Source organism: Bradyrhizobium nanningense (genome assembly GCF_004114535.1).
GTDB classification, from domain to species: Bacteria; Pseudomonadota; Alphaproteobacteria; order Rhizobiales; family Xanthobacteraceae; genus Bradyrhizobium; species Bradyrhizobium nanningense.
The window spans coordinates 95,747-113,769 of sequence record NZ_LBJC01000082.1 but is presented as its reverse complement, the minus strand read 5'-3'; the positions used below and the strand labels follow the sequence as shown (position 1 = coordinate 113,769).

General features: G+C 64.7%; 17 protein-coding genes and 1 tRNA gene. 9 read left to right on the top strand and 9 right to left on the bottom strand.

Annotation, left to right across the window (positions count from 1 at the left end):
• Positions 1–82 precede the first annotated feature (82 nt).
• Complete coding sequence (irr, locus tag XH84_RS38705; protein WP_128920379.1) at positions 83–568, top strand: Fur family transcriptional regulator Irr; 486 nt, start codon at positions 83–85, stop codon at positions 566–568.
• Between the two features lie 16 nt (positions 569–584).
• On the opposite strand, the gene XH84_RS38700 is transcribed toward irr, so the two are convergent.
• Positions 585–2,132, bottom strand: a complete 1,548-nt coding sequence (locus XH84_RS38700) for a winged helix-turn-helix domain-containing tetratricopeptide repeat protein (protein ID WP_128948689.1) — start codon at positions 2,130–2,132, stop codon at positions 585–587.
• 133 nt (positions 2,133–2,265) lie between these two features.
• Between XH84_RS38700 and mddA the strand changes: the two genes are divergently transcribed.
• Both mddA and XH84_RS38690 read left to right on the top strand, forming a co-directional pair.
• Positions 2,266–3,066: a methanethiol S-methyltransferase gene (gene mddA / locus XH84_RS38695; RefSeq protein WP_128920381.1), complete on the top strand. Its 801-nt coding sequence runs from the start codon at positions 2,266–2,268 to the stop codon at positions 3,064–3,066.
• Between the two features lie 226 nt (positions 3,067–3,292).
• Positions 3,293–3,715: a GFA family protein gene (locus XH84_RS38690; RefSeq protein WP_128920382.1), complete on the top strand. Its 423-nt coding sequence runs from the start codon at positions 3,293–3,295 to the stop codon at positions 3,713–3,715.
• A gap of 69 nt (positions 3,716–3,784) precedes the next feature.
• On the opposite strand, the gene XH84_RS38685 is transcribed toward XH84_RS38690, so the two are convergent.
• Entirely contained in the window at positions 3,785–4,009 is a 225-nt protein-coding gene (locus XH84_RS38685; protein WP_128920383.1) for a cysteine rich repeat-containing protein, read from the bottom strand.
• A gap of 236 nt (positions 4,010–4,245) precedes the next feature.
• On the opposite strand from XH84_RS38685, the gene XH84_RS38680 reads away from it, so the two are divergent.
• Positions 4,246–4,536, top strand: coding sequence for a hypothetical protein (locus XH84_RS38680; RefSeq protein WP_097657269.1), 291 nt, complete (start codon positions 4,246–4,248; stop codon positions 4,534–4,536).
• A 137-nt stretch (positions 4,537–4,673) separates the two neighbouring features.
• On the opposite strand, the gene XH84_RS38675 is transcribed toward XH84_RS38680, so the two are convergent.
• Together XH84_RS38675 and XH84_RS38670 are read right to left on the bottom strand one after the other, a co-directional pair.
• Positions 4,674–6,623 carry a sensor histidine kinase gene (locus XH84_RS38675; protein ID WP_430642023.1) on the bottom strand — a complete coding sequence of 650 codons (1,950 nt, stop codon included), beginning with the start codon at positions 6,621–6,623 and terminating at the stop codon, positions 4,674–4,676.
• Complete coding sequence (locus tag XH84_RS38670; protein ID WP_164936392.1) at positions 6,620–7,303, bottom strand: response regulator transcription factor; 684 nt, start codon at positions 7,301–7,303, stop codon at positions 6,620–6,622. Before XH84_RS38670 ends, XH84_RS38675 begins: the two co-directional genes overlap by 4 nt.
• 326 nt (positions 7,304–7,629) lie before the next feature.
• On the opposite strand from XH84_RS38670, the gene XH84_RS38665 reads away from it, so the two are divergent.
• Positions 7,630–8,031, top strand: coding sequence for a hypothetical protein (locus XH84_RS38665; RefSeq protein ID WP_128920385.1), 402 nt, complete (start codon positions 7,630–7,632; stop codon positions 8,029–8,031).
• Between the two features lie 21 nt (positions 8,032–8,052).
• On the opposite strand, the gene XH84_RS38660 is transcribed toward XH84_RS38665, so the two are convergent.
• Together XH84_RS38660 and XH84_RS38650 are read right to left on the bottom strand one after the other, a co-directional pair.
• Entirely contained in the window at positions 8,053–8,286 is a 234-nt protein-coding gene (locus XH84_RS38660; protein ID WP_128920386.1) for a hypothetical protein, read from the bottom strand.
• Positions 8,287–8,967: 681 nt separating this feature from the next.
• Positions 8,968–9,270 carry a hypothetical protein gene (locus XH84_RS38650; RefSeq protein ID WP_128920387.1) on the bottom strand — a complete coding sequence of 101 codons (303 nt, stop codon included), beginning with the start codon at positions 9,268–9,270 and terminating at the stop codon, positions 8,968–8,970.
• A gap of 467 nt (positions 9,271–9,737) precedes the next feature.
• Here XH84_RS38650 and XH84_RS38645 point away from each other — a divergent pair, with 467 nt between their 5' ends.
• Positions 9,738–14,567 carry an NAD-glutamate dehydrogenase gene (locus XH84_RS38645; protein WP_128920388.1) on the top strand — a complete coding sequence of 1,610 codons (4,830 nt, stop codon included), beginning with the start codon at positions 9,738–9,740 and terminating at the stop codon, positions 14,565–14,567.
• 21 nt (positions 14,568–14,588) lie between these two features.
• Complete coding sequence (locus XH84_RS38640) at positions 14,589–14,927, top strand: hypothetical protein (RefSeq protein WP_128920389.1); 339 nt, start codon at positions 14,589–14,591, stop codon at positions 14,925–14,927.
• A gap of 8 nt (positions 14,928–14,935) precedes the next feature.
• Here XH84_RS38640 and XH84_RS38635 read toward each other — a convergent pair.
• A tRNA-Leu gene (locus XH84_RS38635) sits at positions 14,936–15,020 on the bottom strand.
• A gap of 156 nt (positions 15,021–15,176) precedes the next feature.
• Between XH84_RS38635 and XH84_RS38630 the strand changes: the two genes are divergently transcribed.
• Entirely contained in the window at positions 15,177–15,716 is a 540-nt protein-coding gene (locus XH84_RS38630) for a disulfide bond formation protein B (RefSeq protein ID WP_128920390.1), read from the top strand.
• Between the two features lie 143 nt (positions 15,717–15,859).
• Here XH84_RS38630 and XH84_RS38625 read toward each other — a convergent pair whose 3' ends face one another.
• Together XH84_RS38625 and XH84_RS38620 are read right to left on the bottom strand one after the other, a co-directional pair.
• On the bottom strand, positions 15,860–16,945 hold the full coding sequence (locus XH84_RS38625; RefSeq protein ID WP_128920391.1) for an AbrB family transcriptional regulator: 1,086 nt from the start codon (positions 16,943–16,945) through the stop codon (positions 15,860–15,862).
• 99 nt (positions 16,946–17,044) lie between these two features.
• On the bottom strand, positions 17,045–17,326 hold the full coding sequence (locus XH84_RS38620; protein WP_128920392.1) for a PsiF family protein: 282 nt from the start codon (positions 17,324–17,326) through the stop codon (positions 17,045–17,047).
• A gap of 205 nt (positions 17,327–17,531) precedes the next feature.
• Here XH84_RS38620 and XH84_RS38615 point away from each other — a divergent pair, with 205 nt between their 5' ends.
• Positions 17,532–18,008, top strand: a complete 477-nt coding sequence (locus tag XH84_RS38615) for a hypothetical protein (RefSeq protein ID WP_128920393.1) — start codon at positions 17,532–17,534, stop codon at positions 18,006–18,008.
• The last annotated feature ends 15 nt before the right edge of the window (positions 18,009–18,023 follow it).

Below are 18,023 nucleotides of genomic sequence, written 5' to 3'. Positions count from 1 at the left end.
GCTCTTGCGATCCGATAGCAACTGGCGGACCCGGCACGCCGCGTCCCGTTTCCTTGGAGCCGTGAGAGGCGTGAGACGATTGATGGACATCCAGGCCACCAATATCCCGGCGATTGACGATAACGGGCCTGATGTCGCCGGCCTCGAGCCACCGCCGGATGCGGGCGTGCAGCACTGCCTGCAACTGCTCGGCAATGCCGGCCTGCGCCCGACGCGCCAGCGTCTCGCGCTCGGCCAATTACTGTTCCTGAACGGCCACCATCACGTCACCGCAGAGAGTCTCTATGAGGAGGCGATGGCGGCGAGCGCGTATCTGTCGCTGGCGACCGTTTACAACACGTTGAATCAGTTTACCGAGGCTGGCCTGCTGCGCCGCATCGCCGCCGATGGGATGAAGTCGTTCTTCGACACCGACACGTCGGTGCATCCGCACTTCTATCTCGAAGGCGAGGACGTGCTGATCGACGTTGCCGACGGCCTCGCCTTCACCAAGATTCCCGAAGCGCTTCCCGGCCACGAGATCGCGCGCCTCGACGTCATCGTCCATTTGCGCCGCAAGCGAACGTAGCGCCGCCGTGCGCGCCTCAGCGCAATCCGGCGCGCCGGAATCCTTCGAGATAATGCGCGCGATCGGCGTCATTGGCCCACGGCAGCTGGGTCGCGATCCAGTGCAGCGAGATGTCCGGCTGGGCGCGGCGCAGCTCGCCCAGCGCTGTCTCCGCGAGCACGTCGTCGCCCGTCATGCCGGCCGAGACCGCGAGCACGCGGTAGGCGCCGGTGAGATCGCCGCGATGGCGGATTGCCTCGCGCGCGAGCGCGATGGCCTCGTCGTAACGGCGTTCGGTGAAGCGCGCATAGCCGGCGATGCCCTGATAGATCGCCAGCGACGGATCGCGCGGTGACAGCCGGATCGCCCTTTGGGCGGCCTCGAACGAATCCTTCGGCCGACCGGCATAGGATAGCGCCAGCGCGTAATAGCCCTGCGCCAGCGAGAAGTTCGGATTGAGCGCGAGCGCCTGCTCGAACTCGGACAGCGCATCCGCAAGCCTGCGCGTCGAGAAATAGACGCTGCCGAGCGCGACATGCGCCCAGGCATCCTCATGGTCGCAGCGCACCGCGGCCAGTGCGGCGGCTTCCGCCATTGGCGCCACCGCGGCGAGCTCGGCCCAGCCGAGATGCACGCCGAACATGTGGTTGGCCGCTAGCAGCGACAGCGCCTGGCCGTAGTTCGGATCGATCGCGATCGCGCGTTCGAGCAGCGTCGTTGCGGTCTCGTGATCGCACCTCGTCACGCGCCAAAAATGCGACAGCGCCCGCATCAAGAGATCCCATGCGTCCAGGTTCGCCGGCGCTTTGCTGTGGGCGCGAAAACTCTCGGCCGCATGAATCTGCGGTTCGATCGCCGCCGCGATCGCGTTGGTGATCTCGTCCTGGACGGCGAAGACGTCGACCAGCTCGCGGTCATAGCGCTCGGCCCACAGGTGGCTGCCCGAATTGGCATCGTTGAGCTGCGCGGTGATGCGGACCCGGTTGTTCGCCTTGCGCACGCTGCCTTCGACCACGTAGCGGACGCCGAGCTCCTCCGCGATCTGCCTGATGTGGACCGCGCGCCCCTTGTAGGTGAAGGACGAGTTGCGGGCGATCACCATGAACCAGCGCTGCTTCGACAGCGCGGTGAGGATGTCCTCGCTGATGCCGTCGCCGAAATAGTCCTGTGCGGGATCGCCGCTCATGTTCTCGAAGGCAAGCACCGCGACCGCCGGGCGATCCGCCACGCGCGGGAGAGCGGGCCTGGCTTCGGCCGGCACGATCGACGCTGCGGTTTCTTCCCGGACGTCGCCGACGAAGCGAAAGCCCTTGCGCGGAATGGTCTTGATCAGCCGCTGCGTCGCGCCGTCGTCACCGAGCGCCTTGCGCGCGGCGTTGATGCGGCTGTTCAACGCCGAATCCGAGATGATCCGGTCGCTCCAGATCTGGCTGATCAGGTCATCCTTGCTGACCACACGCGCGCGTTGCGCGACGAGATAAAGCAAGAGATCGAATACTTGCGGCTGCAACGGCACGGCCGCCCCGCCGCAGGTGAGTTCCCGCAGGTTGCCGTCGAGCACGTTGTTTTCAAATCGAAATCGCACGTCGTTCGTCTCAAGCAAAAATCAAAGTCGTCTCAGGCGAAAATCAATCGTTCCCAAAAGCCTCGGGGCCGTCCGGGATGCATGGTGAAGCAACCAACGAAGTGCCGGCGTTCTGGCACAACGGAGCTGTTTCATGACCCAACTCGATCATCAGGTTCATTCGGTCGGCCCGGAGGTTGCGGGCTTGCGCACTTTCAAGTTCATCGCCTTTCTGTACGGAATTGCGGCGTATCTCGCGTTTTTCGTCACCATTCTCTATGCCATCGGCTTCGTGACGGGCCTGGTCGTGCCCAAGACTATCGACAAGACCATCGACATTGGAACCCAGGCCTCGACGACTGAAGCCGTCATCATCAATCTACTCTTGATGTCGCTCTTCGCCGTTCAGCACAGCGTGATGGCGCGCCATCAGTTCAAGGCCTGGTGGACGCAGTTCGTCCCCAAGCCGGTCGAGCGAAGCACCTACGTGCTGCTGGCGAGCCTGTCATTGCTTCTCCTGTTCTGGCAATGGCGTCCATTGCCTGCGGTCATATGGAGCGTCGAGGATCCGGATCTCGCCGTGACTCTGGTCACGCTGTCCTTCGCAGGCTGGGTCCTGGTGTTCACCAGCACCTATCTGATCAATCATTTCGAATTGTTCGGATTGCATCAGGTGACCAACCATCTGATCGGGAAGGAGACGCCGCCGCCGCGCTTCAAGACGCCGCTGCTCTACAATTTCGTCCGTCATCCGATCTATCTCGGTTTCATCATTGCGTTCTGGGCGGCGCCGACCATGACCGCGGGCCATCTGTTGTTCGCGGCAGTCACCACGCTCTACATCTTCGTCGGCATCGCGCTGGAGGAACACGACCTCGTCGCTCTCTTCGGTGACGAGTACCGGCAGTACAAACAACGGGTGTCGATGCTTATTCCCTGGCGCCGGTCACTCTAGCCTCGGAGCGGCACCGCGCGCGTCCGCCGAACGGAGGACGCCCGGCCACGCCGCGTGAGGTACGCGAGGATCGCACGCGTCCGTCCCCTCAGCGTCCCCCTCTGTGTCCCCTTGGGGTGATCTCCCCCTTCGCCCCGACACCTCTCCCCGCATCCCGCCTTCCCGAGCTATCGTGGAACGGGGGCGGGGAGAGGATTTCTCCCCTTCATCAAACGGAGACGACCAAATGAAACATGTCGGAACCTGCTTCTGTGGCGCGGTGACGATCGAGGTCACGGGTGCACCGGAGGCGATGGGCTATTGCCATTGCCGCTCCTGCCGGTCGTGGTCGGGCGGTCCGGTCAATGCCTTCAGCCTGTGGAAACCGGAAGCGGTGCGCGTCAGCGAAGGCGCCGAGAATGTCGAGACCTTTGCCAAGACGCCGCTCAGCCAGCGCAAATATTGCAAGAAGTGCGGGGGTCATCTCATGACCAACCACCCGCCGCTCGGCCTCGTCGACGTCTTCAGCGCCACCATCCCGACGCTCGCATTCGCGCCCGGCGTTCACGTCAACTATGCCGAAACCGTGCTGCCGATGCGCGACGGCCTGCCCAAGCTGAAGGATTTTCCGGCTGAATTCGGCGGCAGCGGCGAGATGATGCAGGAATAGCGGCGCTGGAATCATGAGGGCGGCAATGCGCCGCCCTCATTGTCGTCTTCTGGATAGAACGATAACGGACTAGCCGCCGTGCGATTCGACGACCTTGCGGCAGGAGTCCGAAAGCTTCGACTTGTTCTCGCGCAGGCAGGCGTTCATCTGCGGCGGCTTGCCGATATGTTCGGCGCAGAATTTGCTGGCGTCGCCGCGGCAGGCCATTTGCTCCTGGGGCGATGGACCGGATTGCGCGGCAGCGGGCAGGGCGCTGGCGGCGAGCAGCAGCGCGGCAAGAACCGAAATCTTCATAGAGCACCTCTTTGGAATCCTCGTTGGTCCCGACCGGGATCAATCGGGCCGGACCATTCCGCAAAGGCGAGGCGCCGGTCCATGCCATGTTCATGGCACCGGCAAGCCCTCCCGGCCGCACTACCCCCATCTTCATGGCATGTATTCGCGCGCCGTCTTTTGCCATTCAGGCTGCACCTCGGCTGCGAAACCCGGTGATTGCATCGGGACGCCGAACGGGAAGCAGGAGAGCAAGGATGTCGAAGAGAGCTGGAGCGCTGAGCGCAGGGCTGACGGTCATGGCGCTCGCGGGCGCGGCGATGGTGTCGCTGGGCACGAGCCCGGCGCAGGCGGTGGTCTATTGCAAGACGGTCGGCGTGCCCAAGGGCTGCGTGGTGCGGCCGACGGCAGCAGTGGTCGTGGCGCCGGGAGCGCCGGTCGCCGCGGCGGCGGTCGCAACGCCCGGCGTCGGTGCGCCCGGTGTCGGCGTCCGCGCGGGAACGCCGATGAATCGCGGCGGCCCGGTCAATCGCGTCGGCGTGCGCTGATATTTCCATTGGATTGAATTGATTGCATCGCTTCGGGCCAACGGGGCCTGCGGACGAACACCCCCCGTCCTCCGCAGGCGGATTTCCCGGCCCGTCCCCTCTCTCCGTGCGCCCCACACGTTCGGGGAGGGGGTCTTTCAGCCCACAGCCATGTCGCTGTCGGGAAAACGCTGCGGCAATTGCAGCCGCACGCGCGTGCCGGAAGCATCCGAACTCAGATCGAGCACGGCGCCGCAGCGCGCGGCGCGGTTTCTCATGTTGCGCAGGCCGCGGGCGGTCTGGCCGTTGCGTCCGGCCTCGCCGTTGCCGCTCGGCGCGAAGCCATGGCCGTCGTCGGTCACGCTGATCACGCCGTACGGCCCCTGGCCCGCGTCGAACGTGTCGATGGTGACCGCGATGCGGCGGGCCTGCGCGTGCTTGACCGCATTGGTCACGGCCTCGTCGAGGATGCGCACGATCTGGATGACGTGCCATGGCCGCAGTTCCGGATGCAGCGGCACGCCTTGCGGCGTCGCCACGCGCCAGTCGAGCGTGATGTCGTGCGGCCGCAATTGCGCCGTCGTGCGCTCGCGCCAGGAGCCGAGAGCGAGCATCAGGTCGCCGCCGATGTCGTCCATGGAATCGATGACGAGACGCAGATCCTTCAATGCGGCACGGGCGGCATCGGTGATGGACGCGCCCTCATGGCCACGCTCGGAGAGCGCGACGATGCTGACGAGCTGGCCGCCGAGGCCGTCATGCAGATCGCGCATCAGGCGCGTACGCTCGTTGGCGAGCGCGGCGGCGCGGGCGCGCTCCTCCTCGCGGGCAAAGCTCGCCTTCAGGCGTTCCTCGGCTTCGCGCACCCGCGTCACGAGCTGGCCGGCGAAACTGTCGACCTGGTTCAATGCGCGGGCGAAGCGCCAGGTCAGCCCGGCGCCGATCGCGACCAGCATCGCCGAGTAGGACAGGCGCGAGACGAAGATGCGATCGTTGCTCACGATCTCGAGCACCGTGAGCATGTCCTGGATCCAGCAGACCAGCACGATGGTCACGGCGCATCCGATCGTGAAGCTCGCCGCGTCCTGCCGCCGCACCACCGCTGTTGCCGTGATGCAAGCCATCAGGATCAGGCAAAGCCCGACCGTTGGAATGCCGAGCACCAGGAAAAGGATGCGCGGCAGCGGCGGCCCCCCGATCAGCCCGACCACGAACACGACGATGCCAGGCACGAACAGCAGCGTGCCGTAGCGTGGCCAGCGCCAGCCGAAGAACAGCACGCCGAACACGACGATCAGCGCGCTCTCGATCGGCGCGGACGCCAGCAGCACGGCGGCGAGCCGCGACGTGGCGGCCGGCGGCACCGGCGGGGGCGCGAATGCCTGCACCACGCCGAGCACCATCGCCGCTGCCAGCACGCCGTAGACCGGCTCATGACGCCGCATCAGCCACATGATGGCGAGGATGACGGCCAGGATCGATTGCCAGGCCGAGAACACCACCGGCAGCGTGACAAACAGCAGCGTGCGTGTTTCATAGGCCGGGCGCAAGGCGACATCCGGCCCGACATAGACGGTGTCGAGAAAGCCCTTGAGCGGTCCCCACACGAACAGCCGCACCGTGATCTCGTTGCCGCCCTCGCGCAGCAGCGAAGTGGGAATGGCCGCGATCTGCGGGGTGTTGCGGTCGGGCCGGTTGGCATTGGCATCGCGCCGGGAGTCGAGCATGACGACGCCGTTGACGGCGACCTCCACCGCGTTGCTGAAGCGCGGCAGATATACCGACCAGCCCGAGGCCGCATCGGCGCTCCGGAACGTGAAGGCGCCAGTGTAGAACGGCGGGTCGGCCAGGGAATAGCGCGACGAGGTGAAATGCGGCAGCGTCACGGGGCGGATCAGGCCGTCCTCCCGAGCCGAAAAGTCGCTTAACGCGAAGTCATCGGGGTCGCTCGGCTGCAGCAGCCGAAGACCGAGGATGGTGACGATCACGATCAGGGCCTGGAGCAGCAGATAGGGCACGAGGCGCGAGGCCAGCAGCCGGCGCCGTGCGGGTTTGGCCGCTGCCTTCGTAGGTGCCTTTGTAGGTACTTTGGCCGCGATTTCGCTCACAGCTTGATCAGGCCCTGCTGCACCGCCTCGAACACCGCTTCGCTGCGCGTATGCACCTCGAGCTTGCGATAGATGTTCTTGATATGGCCGGGCACGGTCTGCTTGGACAGGCCGAGATGGCTCGCGATCTCGGCATAGCTGAAGCCCTTGGCGATGCCCCAGAGGATGTCGATCTCGCGCGGGGTCAGCCTGGCCGTGTTGAGCACGGGGCCGGGCGGCGGCTCCGCCGAATTCTGCGCGGCGCCTTGCGTTCTGCGCACGATGAAGCGGGCGATCGAGGCCGAGATCGGCGAATGGCCGGCGACCAGATCGCGCACGGTGGTGGCGATGTCGGTGGGGAAGGCGTCCTTGAGCAGATACCCGGTGGCGCCGACCGTGATCGCCGAGATCACGCTTTCCTCGTCTCCGAGCGCCGAGATCACCATGATCTCGGTGTCGGGGAAGCGCTGCCTCATCTCGCGGATCAGCTCGATGCCGTGGCCGTCGGGCAGCCGCAGATCGGTCAGCAGCACGCGAGGCGCGCCGGCGGCAAGCGCGGACCGGGCTTCGCCGAGCGTGCCGGCGCTGCGCACCTCGTAGCCGGCCTTGACCAGCGCATCCTGGAGCCGCCAGCAGGTCGGCGCGTCGTCCTCGACGAGGAGGATGGTGATGATCTCACCCGTCTCGCCCTGTTCGGTCATGATCATGGTCCCGCACCCGCGTGTCCCCCGCAGCGCAAGAGCAAGTTTAGCCTGTGAGGAGATGCCGTGACACCCATAATCATGGGGGCGGGAATGACACGGTCCCAGGTCGGCGTCGAGAGAGAGGCGTGAGTTGCGCCGGATTTGGAGCGCGTGCTCGTCGTTCGCGCTGCACTCAGGGCGCGTAAGAGGTCCGTTCTGCCTCGGACACCGGCTGATCGCGGCAGCTCACCAGACGTCCGAGTTGGACCGGAAGGCGACAGGGATGATCCTGTGAGATTTAGAAGGAGGCCGCCATTTGAGGCGACCCGGAGCAGCAAAGGGCAATGGAAGACGGCATGGAGATCGTTGGTCGCGCACCTGAATTAACTGGGTTGCTCTGGGACGCATTCATCTGTGAGGGGTTTGCTCACAACGGACAGCTCGTAGCAAATGCCAACGTCGTTCACGCCTGTTTCGCCGGTGTTTGGCACAAGCTCGTCTACGACTGCGGCGTCATAATCTGGCGGCCATCGGAGAATCAGCCTCACCCATGGAGCGTCGCGAGCGAGGGCTGGGAATGTCCTCACGTAGATGTTGGTGCCATCGCTGGCGTTGTCGGACATCGTCTTGATGACTATAGGATGGTGACCACCGCCACCGGGAGCCAAGTTGTTTTCCTGTTCGATGACGGACGTACGATTACTATCAACAACGAAAACGACCTATCAGCTTTCCAAATAGATTGAAGTCCAATCGTTGAGTCCGGCTCACGAAAGGTCATCCCGCGGCGGCGGATAGCGCCGGGCCAGCATCGACAGCGACAGACGCCGTTCGTCTTCCGGCAACTCCAGATACGCCAGCACGAGCGGCCGCTTCCAATCGCCGATGCCGAAATCCATCGCCATCCATTTCTGCGGCTCGGGGCCTTCGAGGCCCCGAACCCAGACGAAATAGCGGGGGAGGTCGTCGGCGTCCGTATCCGTCGTGCGTCTCCTGGCCATCAAACTGTCCGCTGCATCAGATCGGTTAAACAGGATATAGGGATTGGCGCGAGGAAGTCGAACACCTCGCGGCAGTACGGGCAGGGCGGCCACGCATGGCCCGCTGGGCGACCAGCGCACACGCCTCGTCCTTCGAGACGCCCGCTTCGCGGTCTCCTTAGGATGAGGCTCAGCAGCATCGGTGTCGTTGAACCAGAGCCGCGCACTCGATCCTCATCCTGAGGGCCCGCCAACGGCGGGCGTCTCGAAGGATGGCCGCAGGGATCGGCGGCGCGCACACGACCGGTGCGGTCCGCGTACGGCAAAAGCGTGTGGTCCTGACGCCCGGGGTCTGTGCGTCAAGGCTAGCGGTGGTGAAGCGGCCCGACCGGGCACGCGCACCGATTATCCGCAAGGCGACGGGGGCAATAGTGCATCGCTCCCCGGGGAGAGCGCGCCATAAGCCGTCAAACCATTGCGCAGGGAAAAGGCCGGGATGTCCGGGCTGCCCTGTATGCCGCTGTGCATCTATCTTCGCGCAATTTGCGCACAGCGGACCGTGGGTGCCAGCCGGCGCCCGGCCTTCCCTGCGCCTTTCCCTGGGAAGGGGCGTCGAGAGAAGCTCAGGACTCGGGCGTCAGGCGCCGCGAGAGCGTGGCAGCGCGTCTTGCTATTTGACAAGTGAAAGTGCCGTCCTGCCAATCATCGCCACAAGTCGCAGGTCGCCACGCGGTTGATGTCGGCGAGGCGCCGCGAGGCATCGCCCTGCAGATCGAGGCTTTCGACCAGTGTCAGCAGGCGGTGATAAGCGCCGGCGGCGACCTCGACTGGCAGCGGAGCCTCATCAAAGGCCTCGACATAGCTGCCGATGATGCCGCTGAGCAGGCGGCACAGGCCGCGCTGGGCGGGATCGCGCCGGCCGAGCGTCTCGAGCTTTTGCTGAAAGGTCCGGAAGGTCCGCAAACCGTGGTGCTGCTGCGAAAGCCACGCGTGCAGGTCGTTCATATGAGCTCCTTCGAATGACGGAAGAAGCTACCGGTTTATACAGTGGAGATGCGGGTGTGGCTAGGGTGGGGAGCGGGCCTGGATGAGACAGTCCGTCTTCGCCAAGAGGCTTCGCCGGACACGCTTCGCCTTTTCGGCTCCGCGTGGTTTCGGCGGACACGCTTCGCCCTTCGGTCCAGGATGGCCGCGCCACGCGTAGCCCGAAGGGCGAAGCGTGGTGCGCCACTCCAAACAAAACTGCGAACTCGTATGTCATTGAATGTACTTACGATTTCTCATGGCGCCGACGACGCGGCGGTCGTAGGGCTCTTCGCCACGACTCCGCGCGCCTTGACCGCTCGGAGTGGTAAGATCAGGTGCCGAGGGCAGATTTCGCGGCGCCGGATCGCGGTCAAGATGACGGCGCTCGAAGTGATGAACTCCAAAAGCAAGCAGATGATCGCGATTGCGATCGGACGCTGCGAGAGATGGAGAACGTTATGGAAGCGTGGCGCGACGACAAGGCCCGGTCGACCCTCATTCGCGATGCAGCGGGAAGCGTGCAGCTAGGCAACACGCCCCGGACTTTCGCCGAACTCCTGTTCGGCCACACCAATAGCGAGGATCTCGCCAACCACGACGCCGCTTCGCTGGCCTTCCTGGCCGAGCAGGCCTGGGAACACGTACAGCGGCGCACGGCGGGTCACGCCGATATTCGCATCGTCAATCCGATGATGCCGGATGGCCGCGAGATCTCCGTGCTCGAAATTCTCAACGACAACATGCCGTTCCTGTTCGATTCCACCCTGGCGGAGCTTGCCGAGCAGGGCATCGAGGTCACCCTGGTCGCTCATCCGATCATCGCGGTAGAGCGCGACGAGCAAGGCAAGCTGATGCGCTTCCATGGCGAAGCCCTGCCAGAGGGAGCAAAGGGCGCCCGCGAAAGCCTCATTCATCTGCACATCGCCCGCATGGACGTCGACGCCGACCGCCAAAAGCTGGTTGATGAGCTGACCATGACGTTGAATGACGTGCGCGCCTGCGTCACCGACTGGAAGCCCATGCGTGCCCGCATCGAGCGGGCGATCAAGACCTTCGCGACCGATCCGCCTCCGCTGCCGATCGACGAGATCGCCGAAGCCAGCCAGTTCCTGCAATGGCTGTGCTTGGACAATTTCACCTTTCTGGGCGTGCGCGAATATCGTTTCTCGCCCGACAGCGATGCGTCGGACGACATCACGACCGGTGAGGGCCTCGGCATCCTGCGCGATCCCGAGGTGAAGGTCCTGCGCCGCGGTCGCGAAATGGTGGTGATGACGTCGGAAATTCGCGAGTTCATGCGGGAGCCGAGCCTCCTCATCATCATCAAGGCCAACGTCTCCAGCCGCGTTCATCGCCGCATCCGGATGGATTACGTGGGCATCAAGCTCTACACACCCGACGGCCGGCTCGAAGGGGAATTGCGCCTCGTCGGTCTGTTCACGTCCGGCGCCTATACCCGCTCGGTCAAGCAAATCCCTTATGCCCGCCACAAAGTGGTGCAGGTGCTGCAGCGTGCCGGCTTCGACCCGAACAGCCATTCGGGCAAGGCGCTGACGCATATTCTCGAGGATTATCCGCGCGACGATCTGTTTCAGATCGACGTCGACACGCTCTACAATTTCGTCGTGGAGATCCTGATCCTCTATGAGCGCCCCCGCGTCCGGGTGCTGGCACGCGTGGACAAGTTCGATCGCTTCGTCTCCATCCTCTGCTTCATTCCGCGCGACAAATACGACACCGATGTGCGCACGCGCGTCGGCGCCTTCCTGTCGCAGGTCTACAAGGGGACCCTGTCGGCCTCCTACGTATCCTTCCCGGAAGGTTCGCTTGCGCGCGTCCACTACATCATCGGCCGATATGAAGGTAAAACTCCGGTGGTCGAACGCCCGACCCTCGAAGCCGGGATCAGCGCCATTGCCGAGACATGGGCCGACAAGTTGAAGGTCGCGCTGACTGCGTCTGCAGATGGCATGCGGGCGCGCATGCTCGCAAGCCGTTATGCCCAGGCCTTTTCCGCCGGCTACACCGAGATATTCAGCGCCGAACAGGCGATCGCCGACATCGCCACCATCGAAAAGCTCTCCTCAGCCAGACCGGTGACGATTTCGGTTTACCGCCTCGAGGGGGACGACGATCCCAGACGATTCGGCCTGAAGGTCTTCTCGGACGCCGCGCCGCTGTCGCTATCCTATCGCGTGCCGGTGATTGAAAATCACGGCCTGAACGTGGTCAACGAACGCACCTATCAGATCGTGCCGCGCACCTGGCAGTCGCCGGCATGGCTGCACGATATGACAATCGAGACCAGCGACGGCAAGCCGATCGCAATCAACGATGAATTCAACCGTCGTCTGGAAGCCTCGATCATGGCGGTGGTCCGCGATCGCGCCGAATCCGACGGATTCAACGCACTGATCCTGCGCACAGCCCTGAGCTGGCGGGAAGTATCGACGATCCGCGCGCTGTCGCGCTACCTCCATCAGATCCGCGCTCCGTTCACCCAGGACTATATGTGGGAGACACTGCGCAAGAATGCCGCGATTACCGCCAACATCGTTGCCCTGTTCCAGGGCCGCCTCGATCCGCGCCTTGGACTCACGATTGCGGAGCGCTCGTCGCGCGAGATGGCCCTCGTCGCCGAGATCGAGGAGCAGCTCAATTCCGTCGCCTCGCTCGATGAAGACCGCATCCTGCGCCGCTTCACCAATCTGGTGCAGGCAACCATCCGCACCAATTTGTGGCAGGTCGGTCAGGACGGGCACCCGCATCCGGTGATCTCCTTCAAGTTCGACGCGCGCAAGATCGAGGCCCTGCCGGCTCCGCGACCACTGTACGAGATTTTCGTCTACTCGCCCCGCGTCGAAGGCATTCATCTGCGCTTCGGCAAGGTCGCGCGCGGCGGTCTGCGCTGGTCCGACCGGCCGCAGGATTTCCGTACCGAGATCCTGGGCCTCGTGAAGGCACAACAGGTGAAGAACGCCGTGATCGTGCCGGTCGGCGCGAAGGGCGGCTTCGTGCCCAAGCGCCTGCCGTCGCCCTCGAGTCGCGACCACTTCATGGCGGAAGGTACCGAAGCCTATCGTATCTTCGTTCGCACGCTGCTCGAACTCACTGACAATCTTGACCGCGACACCATAGTGCCGCCCGACGCGACCGTGCGGCATGACGGTGACGACCCCTACCTGGTCGTCGCAGCCGACAAGGGCACCGCCACCTTCTCCGACATCGCCAACGCGATCTCGACCGAGAAGCACCATTGGCTCGGCGATGCCTTCGCCTCCGGCGGCAGCCAGGGCTACGACCACAAGAAGATGGGAATCACGGCACGAGGCGCATGGGAGGCGGTCAAGCGTCACTTCCGCGAGTTTGGCACCGACATCCAGACCAAGCCGTTCACGGTTGCCGGCGTCGGCGACATGTCGGGCGATGTCTTCGGTAACGGCATGCTGCTCTCGCCGGCGACGAAGCTCGTCGCGGCGTTCGATCACCGCGACATCTTCATCGATCCATCGCCTGAACCGGCGATCAGCCTCGCCGAACGCAAGCGCCTGTTCGGCCTGCTGCGATCGAGCTGGCAGGACTATGACAAGTCCCTGATCTCGCAAGGCGGTGGCGTGTTCTCGCGCTCGCTCAAGGCGATCCCGCTTGCACCGGAAGTGCGCGCACTGCTTGATCTCGACAAGCCGCAGGCCACGCCGTTCGAGGTGATGACAGCGATCCTCAAGGCCCGCGTGGACCTCCTGTGGTTTGGCGGCATCGGCACCTATATTCGCGCGTCCTCGGAAAGCGATGATCAGGCCGGCGACCGCGCCAACGATCCGATCCGCATCGCGGGCGCCGATGTCCGTGCGCGGGTGATCGGCGAAGGCGCCAATCTCGGCGTCACCCAGCGCGGCCGTATCGAGGCGGCGCAGAAGGGCGTCAAGCTCAACACCGACGCCATCGACAATTCGGCCGGCGTGAACACGTCCGACGTCGAGGTCAACATCAAGATCGCGCTGGCGCGCCCCGAGCGCGAGGGACACCTCAGTCCTGGCGACCGTAACAGCCTGCTCGCCGCGATGACCGAGGAGGTTGGCGCACTCGTGCTGCGCAACAATTATCTTCAGACGCTGGCGCTCTCGCTGGCCGAACGGAAGGGCGTGGCCGAGACCGGCTCCCTCACCCGCCTGATGCAATCGCTCGAGCAGCGCGGCCTGCTCAGCCGCGCCGTGGAGTTCTTGCCCGACGATGCGGCGATCACCGAGCGCACCAGGCGCGGCCAGCTCCTGACACGGCCCGAGCTTGCCGTGTTGCTCGCTTACGCCAAGCTGACGCTCTACGACGACCTGCTCGCGACCGGCGTGCCTGACGATCCCTATCTCGCCCGCGAACTATTCCAGTATTTTCCGCGCCAGGTGCAGGAGAAATTCCCTACCGCGGTGCAGTTGCATCGGTTGCGGCGGGAGATCATCGCCACCAGTCTCGCCAATGCCGTGATCAACCGGGGCGGCCCGGCCTGTGTCGTGCGCCTGGCCGACGAGACCGATGCCGATGTCGCCACCATCGTCATGGCCTTCGTCGCGGTCGATGAATCCTACGGCCTTCAGCGGCTCAATGCCGCGATCGATGCACTCGACACCCACATCGACGGGCAATTGCAACTCGGCCTCTACGCGACGATCCAGGATCTCCTGCTCTCACGCATGGTGTGGTACGTGCGCAATGCTGATTTCAAGGCCGGTCTGGACGCCGTGATCGCGCACTTCGGTCCCGGAATTCGGGAGGTCGCCGCCGGGCTCGACAAGACCCTGCCGCAGGACTTGCAGGCTGGGCGCACCAAGCGGCGGCAGGATCTGATCGGTGCCGGCGTCCCAGCAGGACTTGCCGCAGAGCTCGCCGATCTCGACGTGCTCGTCTCCGCACCGGATATCGTCACCGTCGCGGAGGGCGCCAGCCGGGCCATCGGTGACGCCGCCACGACCTTCTTCGCCGCCGAGGCAGATTTCAGGCTCGATCGGATCATCGCCGCCGCGCGCAGCGTGCCGGTAAACGACAATTATGAACGTCTCGCGATCGATCGCGCCGTCGACCAGATCGCGGCCGCGGAAAGAAGACTGGTCGCCAACATGCTGGCAAACGGCGAGTCCGGCCAAGAGGCCGCCGGCAACTGGCTTGCGGCTCATCCTGAGGCGACGCGCATCCGCCGCTCGGTCGAGGAAATCGCGGCCAGCGGCCTGACGCTCGCCAAGCTGACGGTGGCGGCCAATTTGCTGGGGGACCTGGTCAAGGGTTGATGCACGACGGAAAGGGACCCAATGATCCACGCGACCTGCCATACCGCCGACAACGTCCTCTGCCTCGAGTTCGATGCCACACCATGGTTCAGTGCGGCTGGCGCGCCAAGCATTGTCGAGTTGGCCCGACAAGGCTGGTCCAGCGCCGCGATCGCGGAATCCCTCGAGGGCCGACCAGGATATGCGCGCTTGCATGACCTCGTTGAGTATGCCGCGCAGCGCCTGCAATCAGAATCGCTGGAGGACCCAACCTGGGAAACCTTCGAGTGTGTCGTCGATGGTTCGGAGGCTATGGCCTGGCTGGAGAAGAACCGGCCTGATGTCGCAGCAAGTATCTCGCGGGCGCCCGGCGACCGTTAGCGTTGGAATGGTGCCCCTGGCCGGAATCGAACCAGCACTCCTTGCGGAACTCGATTTTGAGTCGAGCGCGTCTACCAGTTCCGCCACAGGGGCCCTCGGTCGGCCCTTGAAGGGAGCGTCGCGAAGCCGGCGGACTATAGCCATGGACAAAGCGGGGTCAACCCGCGCCAAAGTGATGTCCGCCGTTCTCGACAGCCGCATGGACCGGGGCTAGAGCCTAAGGACGCGACCCACCGGAAAGAGGCTGCCGTGACGACCCAGAGTGCCGCGATACCTGCGTTCAAGCCGGCTGCCGGCGGTCCCGCGCTGACGGCCTCGCTGCTCGTCACGCTGATCGCGGCCGTGACCATCGCGGGCGCCTGGTTCTTCCAGCTCGTGCTGGAGATCCTGCCCTGTCCGCTCTGCCTCGAACAGCGCTACGCCTATTACCTCGCGATTCCCCTTGGTGCGCTCACGGCTTTTGCGGCGCGAAGCGGCGCGCGGCGGCCGCTGCTGTTGGCGGGGCTCGCGATCATTGCGCTGGCGACGCTCGCCAATGCCGGCCTCGGCACCTATCACTCCGGGGTCGAATGGGGGGTCTGGAAAGGGCCGACCGACTGCACCGGTCCCGTCGTCAACCTCGGCAATGCCGGCGATCTTTTTTCAAAGCTCGACACCGTGAAGGTGGTGCGTTGCGACGAGGTGCAGTGGCGCTTTCTCGGCCTCTCGCTCGCCGGCTACAACGTGTTGATCTCGCTGCTGATGGCCGCGATCGCCGCGTGGGGATTTGTGCGGACGGCGAAGCGTTGATCCTCATGGTGAGGAGCCGTAGGGTGGGCAAAGCGCAGCGTGCCCACCATTCTTAGTGACATCGCTGAAGCATGGTGGGCACGGCGCTCATGCGCCTTTGTCCACCCTACGAGAGCGGAGTTCGCGACGCGAGTCGCACTCGATCAATCATCCACATCGTCTTGCGTGCGCCCGAACAGATGCACGATGCCTGGCGTTGCGATCGTCACGAACACGAAACGCGACAAATGATGGGCGCCGACGAAGATCGGGTCGATGTGCAACGTCAGCGCCAGCGCCAGCATGGCATCCATCGCGCCCGGCGCGAAGGCGACGACGACGTCGGAGAACTTGACCTGCGTGGTGAGCGCGACGATGCCGACGAAAATGGCAGAGACGGCGATCGCGACCGCGAACGAGCCCAGCGCTGCATTGATGTGGCCGGCGAGCGTCTTGATCCGCATCCGCGCGAAACGGCTGCCGATCAATGCGCCGATCCCGACCAGCGCCACGCCGCGCACCCAGTTCGGCAGGCCGCCCTCGACCCAGCCGGCGCCATGCAGCACGCTGGAGGCGATCATGGCGCCGAACATCCAGCTCGCCGGAAACCTGATCAGCCGCAGCAACAGCGCCATGGCCAGCGAAGCCGCGACCAGCTCCACGAGGTCGAGCGGCGAGGCAATCGTCGTCGTCAGCGACGGCGCGGCGGAGGGGGCCACGCCGGCGATCGCGAGCACCATCGGCAGCGCTGCGGTGAGGATGATGACGCGCATGGTCTGCACCACCGCGATGCCCGGCAGGTCGGCGCCGCGTTCGACGGCCAGAATCGTGATCTGCGACAGCGCGCCGGGGCTGCCGGCGAGGAAGGCCGAGGTGCGGTCCCAGCCATGGACGCGCTGGAGGTAATAGCTGGAGCCGAAGGTCGAGCAGAAGGTCGCGAGCGCAAGCAGGCCGATGGTGAGGGGATAGGCACTGACCTGCTGCAGCAGATGGCGCGAGACCACCGAGCCCAGCGAAATGCCGAGCAGCACCAGCACGGTCTGGGTCAGCAGCGGCGGCAGCGACAATTGGCGGCCGGCGATGGCAGCAATCCCGACCGCGATCATCGCGCCCGAGATCAGCCCGCCGGGAAGGCCGGCGAGGAGAAACACCAGGCCTCCGGCGGTGCCGATGACGAGCGTCTCCGCCGTGCTCAAGAGCCTGGCACGGCTCGGCCATTCGAACGGTAGGGAGGCGGCGGTTTGCTTCACGCCACCTTATCGCAAATCAGCGAGAGACGCACAATTGCAGGCTCGTCATGCCGCAATGCGTGCGCCTCTCCCTGACGCGTGCGGAGGATCGCGCCGGGATTACTTCTTGTCGGCGGCAGGGGCGGCGGGCGCGGCGGTGCCGGCCTTCGCTTCCTTCTTGCACTCCCGGCGGAATTTCTTGCGCTCCTTGCCCTTCAGCCCCTTGGCGTCCGCCTGCTTGGAGCATTCGATCGACTCGGCCGTGCGCTCCTTCGTTGCCTTCTTGTCGGTGGTGGCAGCAGTGTCGGTCTTGGCGGCCGGCGCGGCGGTCTGCGCGAAGGTAGCGCCGGTGGCGAGCAGGGAGGCGAGGGCGACGGCGGCGAGGCGAGAGGCGAGGGTCATGGTGTTGCACTCATCTTGCGAGAATTGCACGGGGTTGCGAACGTCGGCTCGCATTGCTGAACGCGACATGAATAATCCGGACAAGGCGCTCACTATATTTTGGCGGCAGGCGCCGTCGCTTTCTTGTCGCAAATGGCCGGCACGCTAGGATAGCAATTGTTATTTTCGCTTCCCCGTCGGGAGAAGATCAAGGAGGAGACCTAGAATGACCATTCAATCAAAATGGCTGTGCGCAATTGCACTGTCGGGATTTGCGGCGTTGGCGGCGTCGGCGCCAGCGCAGGCGCTGACCTCGCAGGAGTGCAGCGCAAAATACCAGGCGGCCAAGAAGGACGGCTCGCTCGGCACCATGAAGTGGAATGACTTCCGCAAGGCCCAGTGCGGCGCGGATGCGACGCCGGCCGCTGCGCCCTCCGCTCCGGCCGCTCCCGCCGAGCCGAAACAGGCGAAGAAGGAGGCGGCCCCCGCCGCCGCACCGACCCTGCCGGCCGGTCCCGCGATCTATCCGAACGCGGTCGATCCGAAATATGCCAAGGAGACCCCCGGCAAGGCGCGCATGCACACCTGCGTCGACCAGTACAACGCCAACAAGACCACCAACGGCAATGGCGGCTTGAAGTGGATCCAGAAGGGCGGCGGCTATTACAGCGAATGCACCAAGAAGCTGAAGGGCGCCGCCTGAGCTCCAAACTAATGC

Coding starts and splice junctions, on each gene's coding strand:
- XH84_RS38690 (WP_128920382.1), top strand. CDS start 3,293: ATGAAACATGTCGGAACCTGCTTCTGTGGCGCGGTGACGATCGAGGTC.
- mddA (WP_128920381.1), top strand. CDS start 2,266: ATGACCCAACTCGATCATCAGGTTCATTCGGTCGGCCCGGAGGTTGCG.
- XH84_RS38645 (WP_128920388.1), top strand. CDS start 9,738: ATGGAGAACGTTATGGAAGCGTGGCGCGACGACAAGGCCCGGTCGACC.
- XH84_RS38665 (WP_128920385.1), top strand. CDS start 7,630: ATGGAAGACGGCATGGAGATCGTTGGTCGCGCACCTGAATTAACTGGG.
- XH84_RS38640 (WP_128920389.1), top strand. CDS start 14,589: ATGATCCACGCGACCTGCCATACCGCCGACAACGTCCTCTGCCTCGAG.
- XH84_RS38670 (WP_164936392.1), bottom strand. CDS start 7,303: ATGACCGAACAGGGCGAGACGGGTGAGATCATCACCATCCTCCTCGTC.
- XH84_RS38680 (WP_097657269.1), top strand. CDS start 4,246: ATGTCGAAGAGAGCTGGAGCGCTGAGCGCAGGGCTGACGGTCATGGCG.
- XH84_RS38650 (WP_128920387.1), bottom strand. CDS start 9,270: ATGAACGACCTGCACGCGTGGCTTTCGCAGCAGCACCACGGTTTGCGG.
- irr (WP_128920379.1), top strand. CDS start 83: ATGGACATCCAGGCCACCAATATCCCGGCGATTGACGATAACGGGCCT.
- XH84_RS38615 (WP_128920393.1), top strand. CDS start 17,532: ATGACCATTCAATCAAAATGGCTGTGCGCAATTGCACTGTCGGGATTT.
- XH84_RS38620 (WP_128920392.1), bottom strand. CDS start 17,326: ATGACCCTCGCCTCTCGCCTCGCCGCCGTCGCCCTCGCCTCCCTGCTC.
- XH84_RS38685 (WP_128920383.1), bottom strand. CDS start 4,009: ATGAAGATTTCGGTTCTTGCCGCGCTGCTGCTCGCCGCCAGCGCCCTG.
- XH84_RS38660 (WP_128920386.1), bottom strand. CDS start 8,286: ATGGCCAGGAGACGCACGACGGATACGGACGCCGACGACCTCCCCCGC.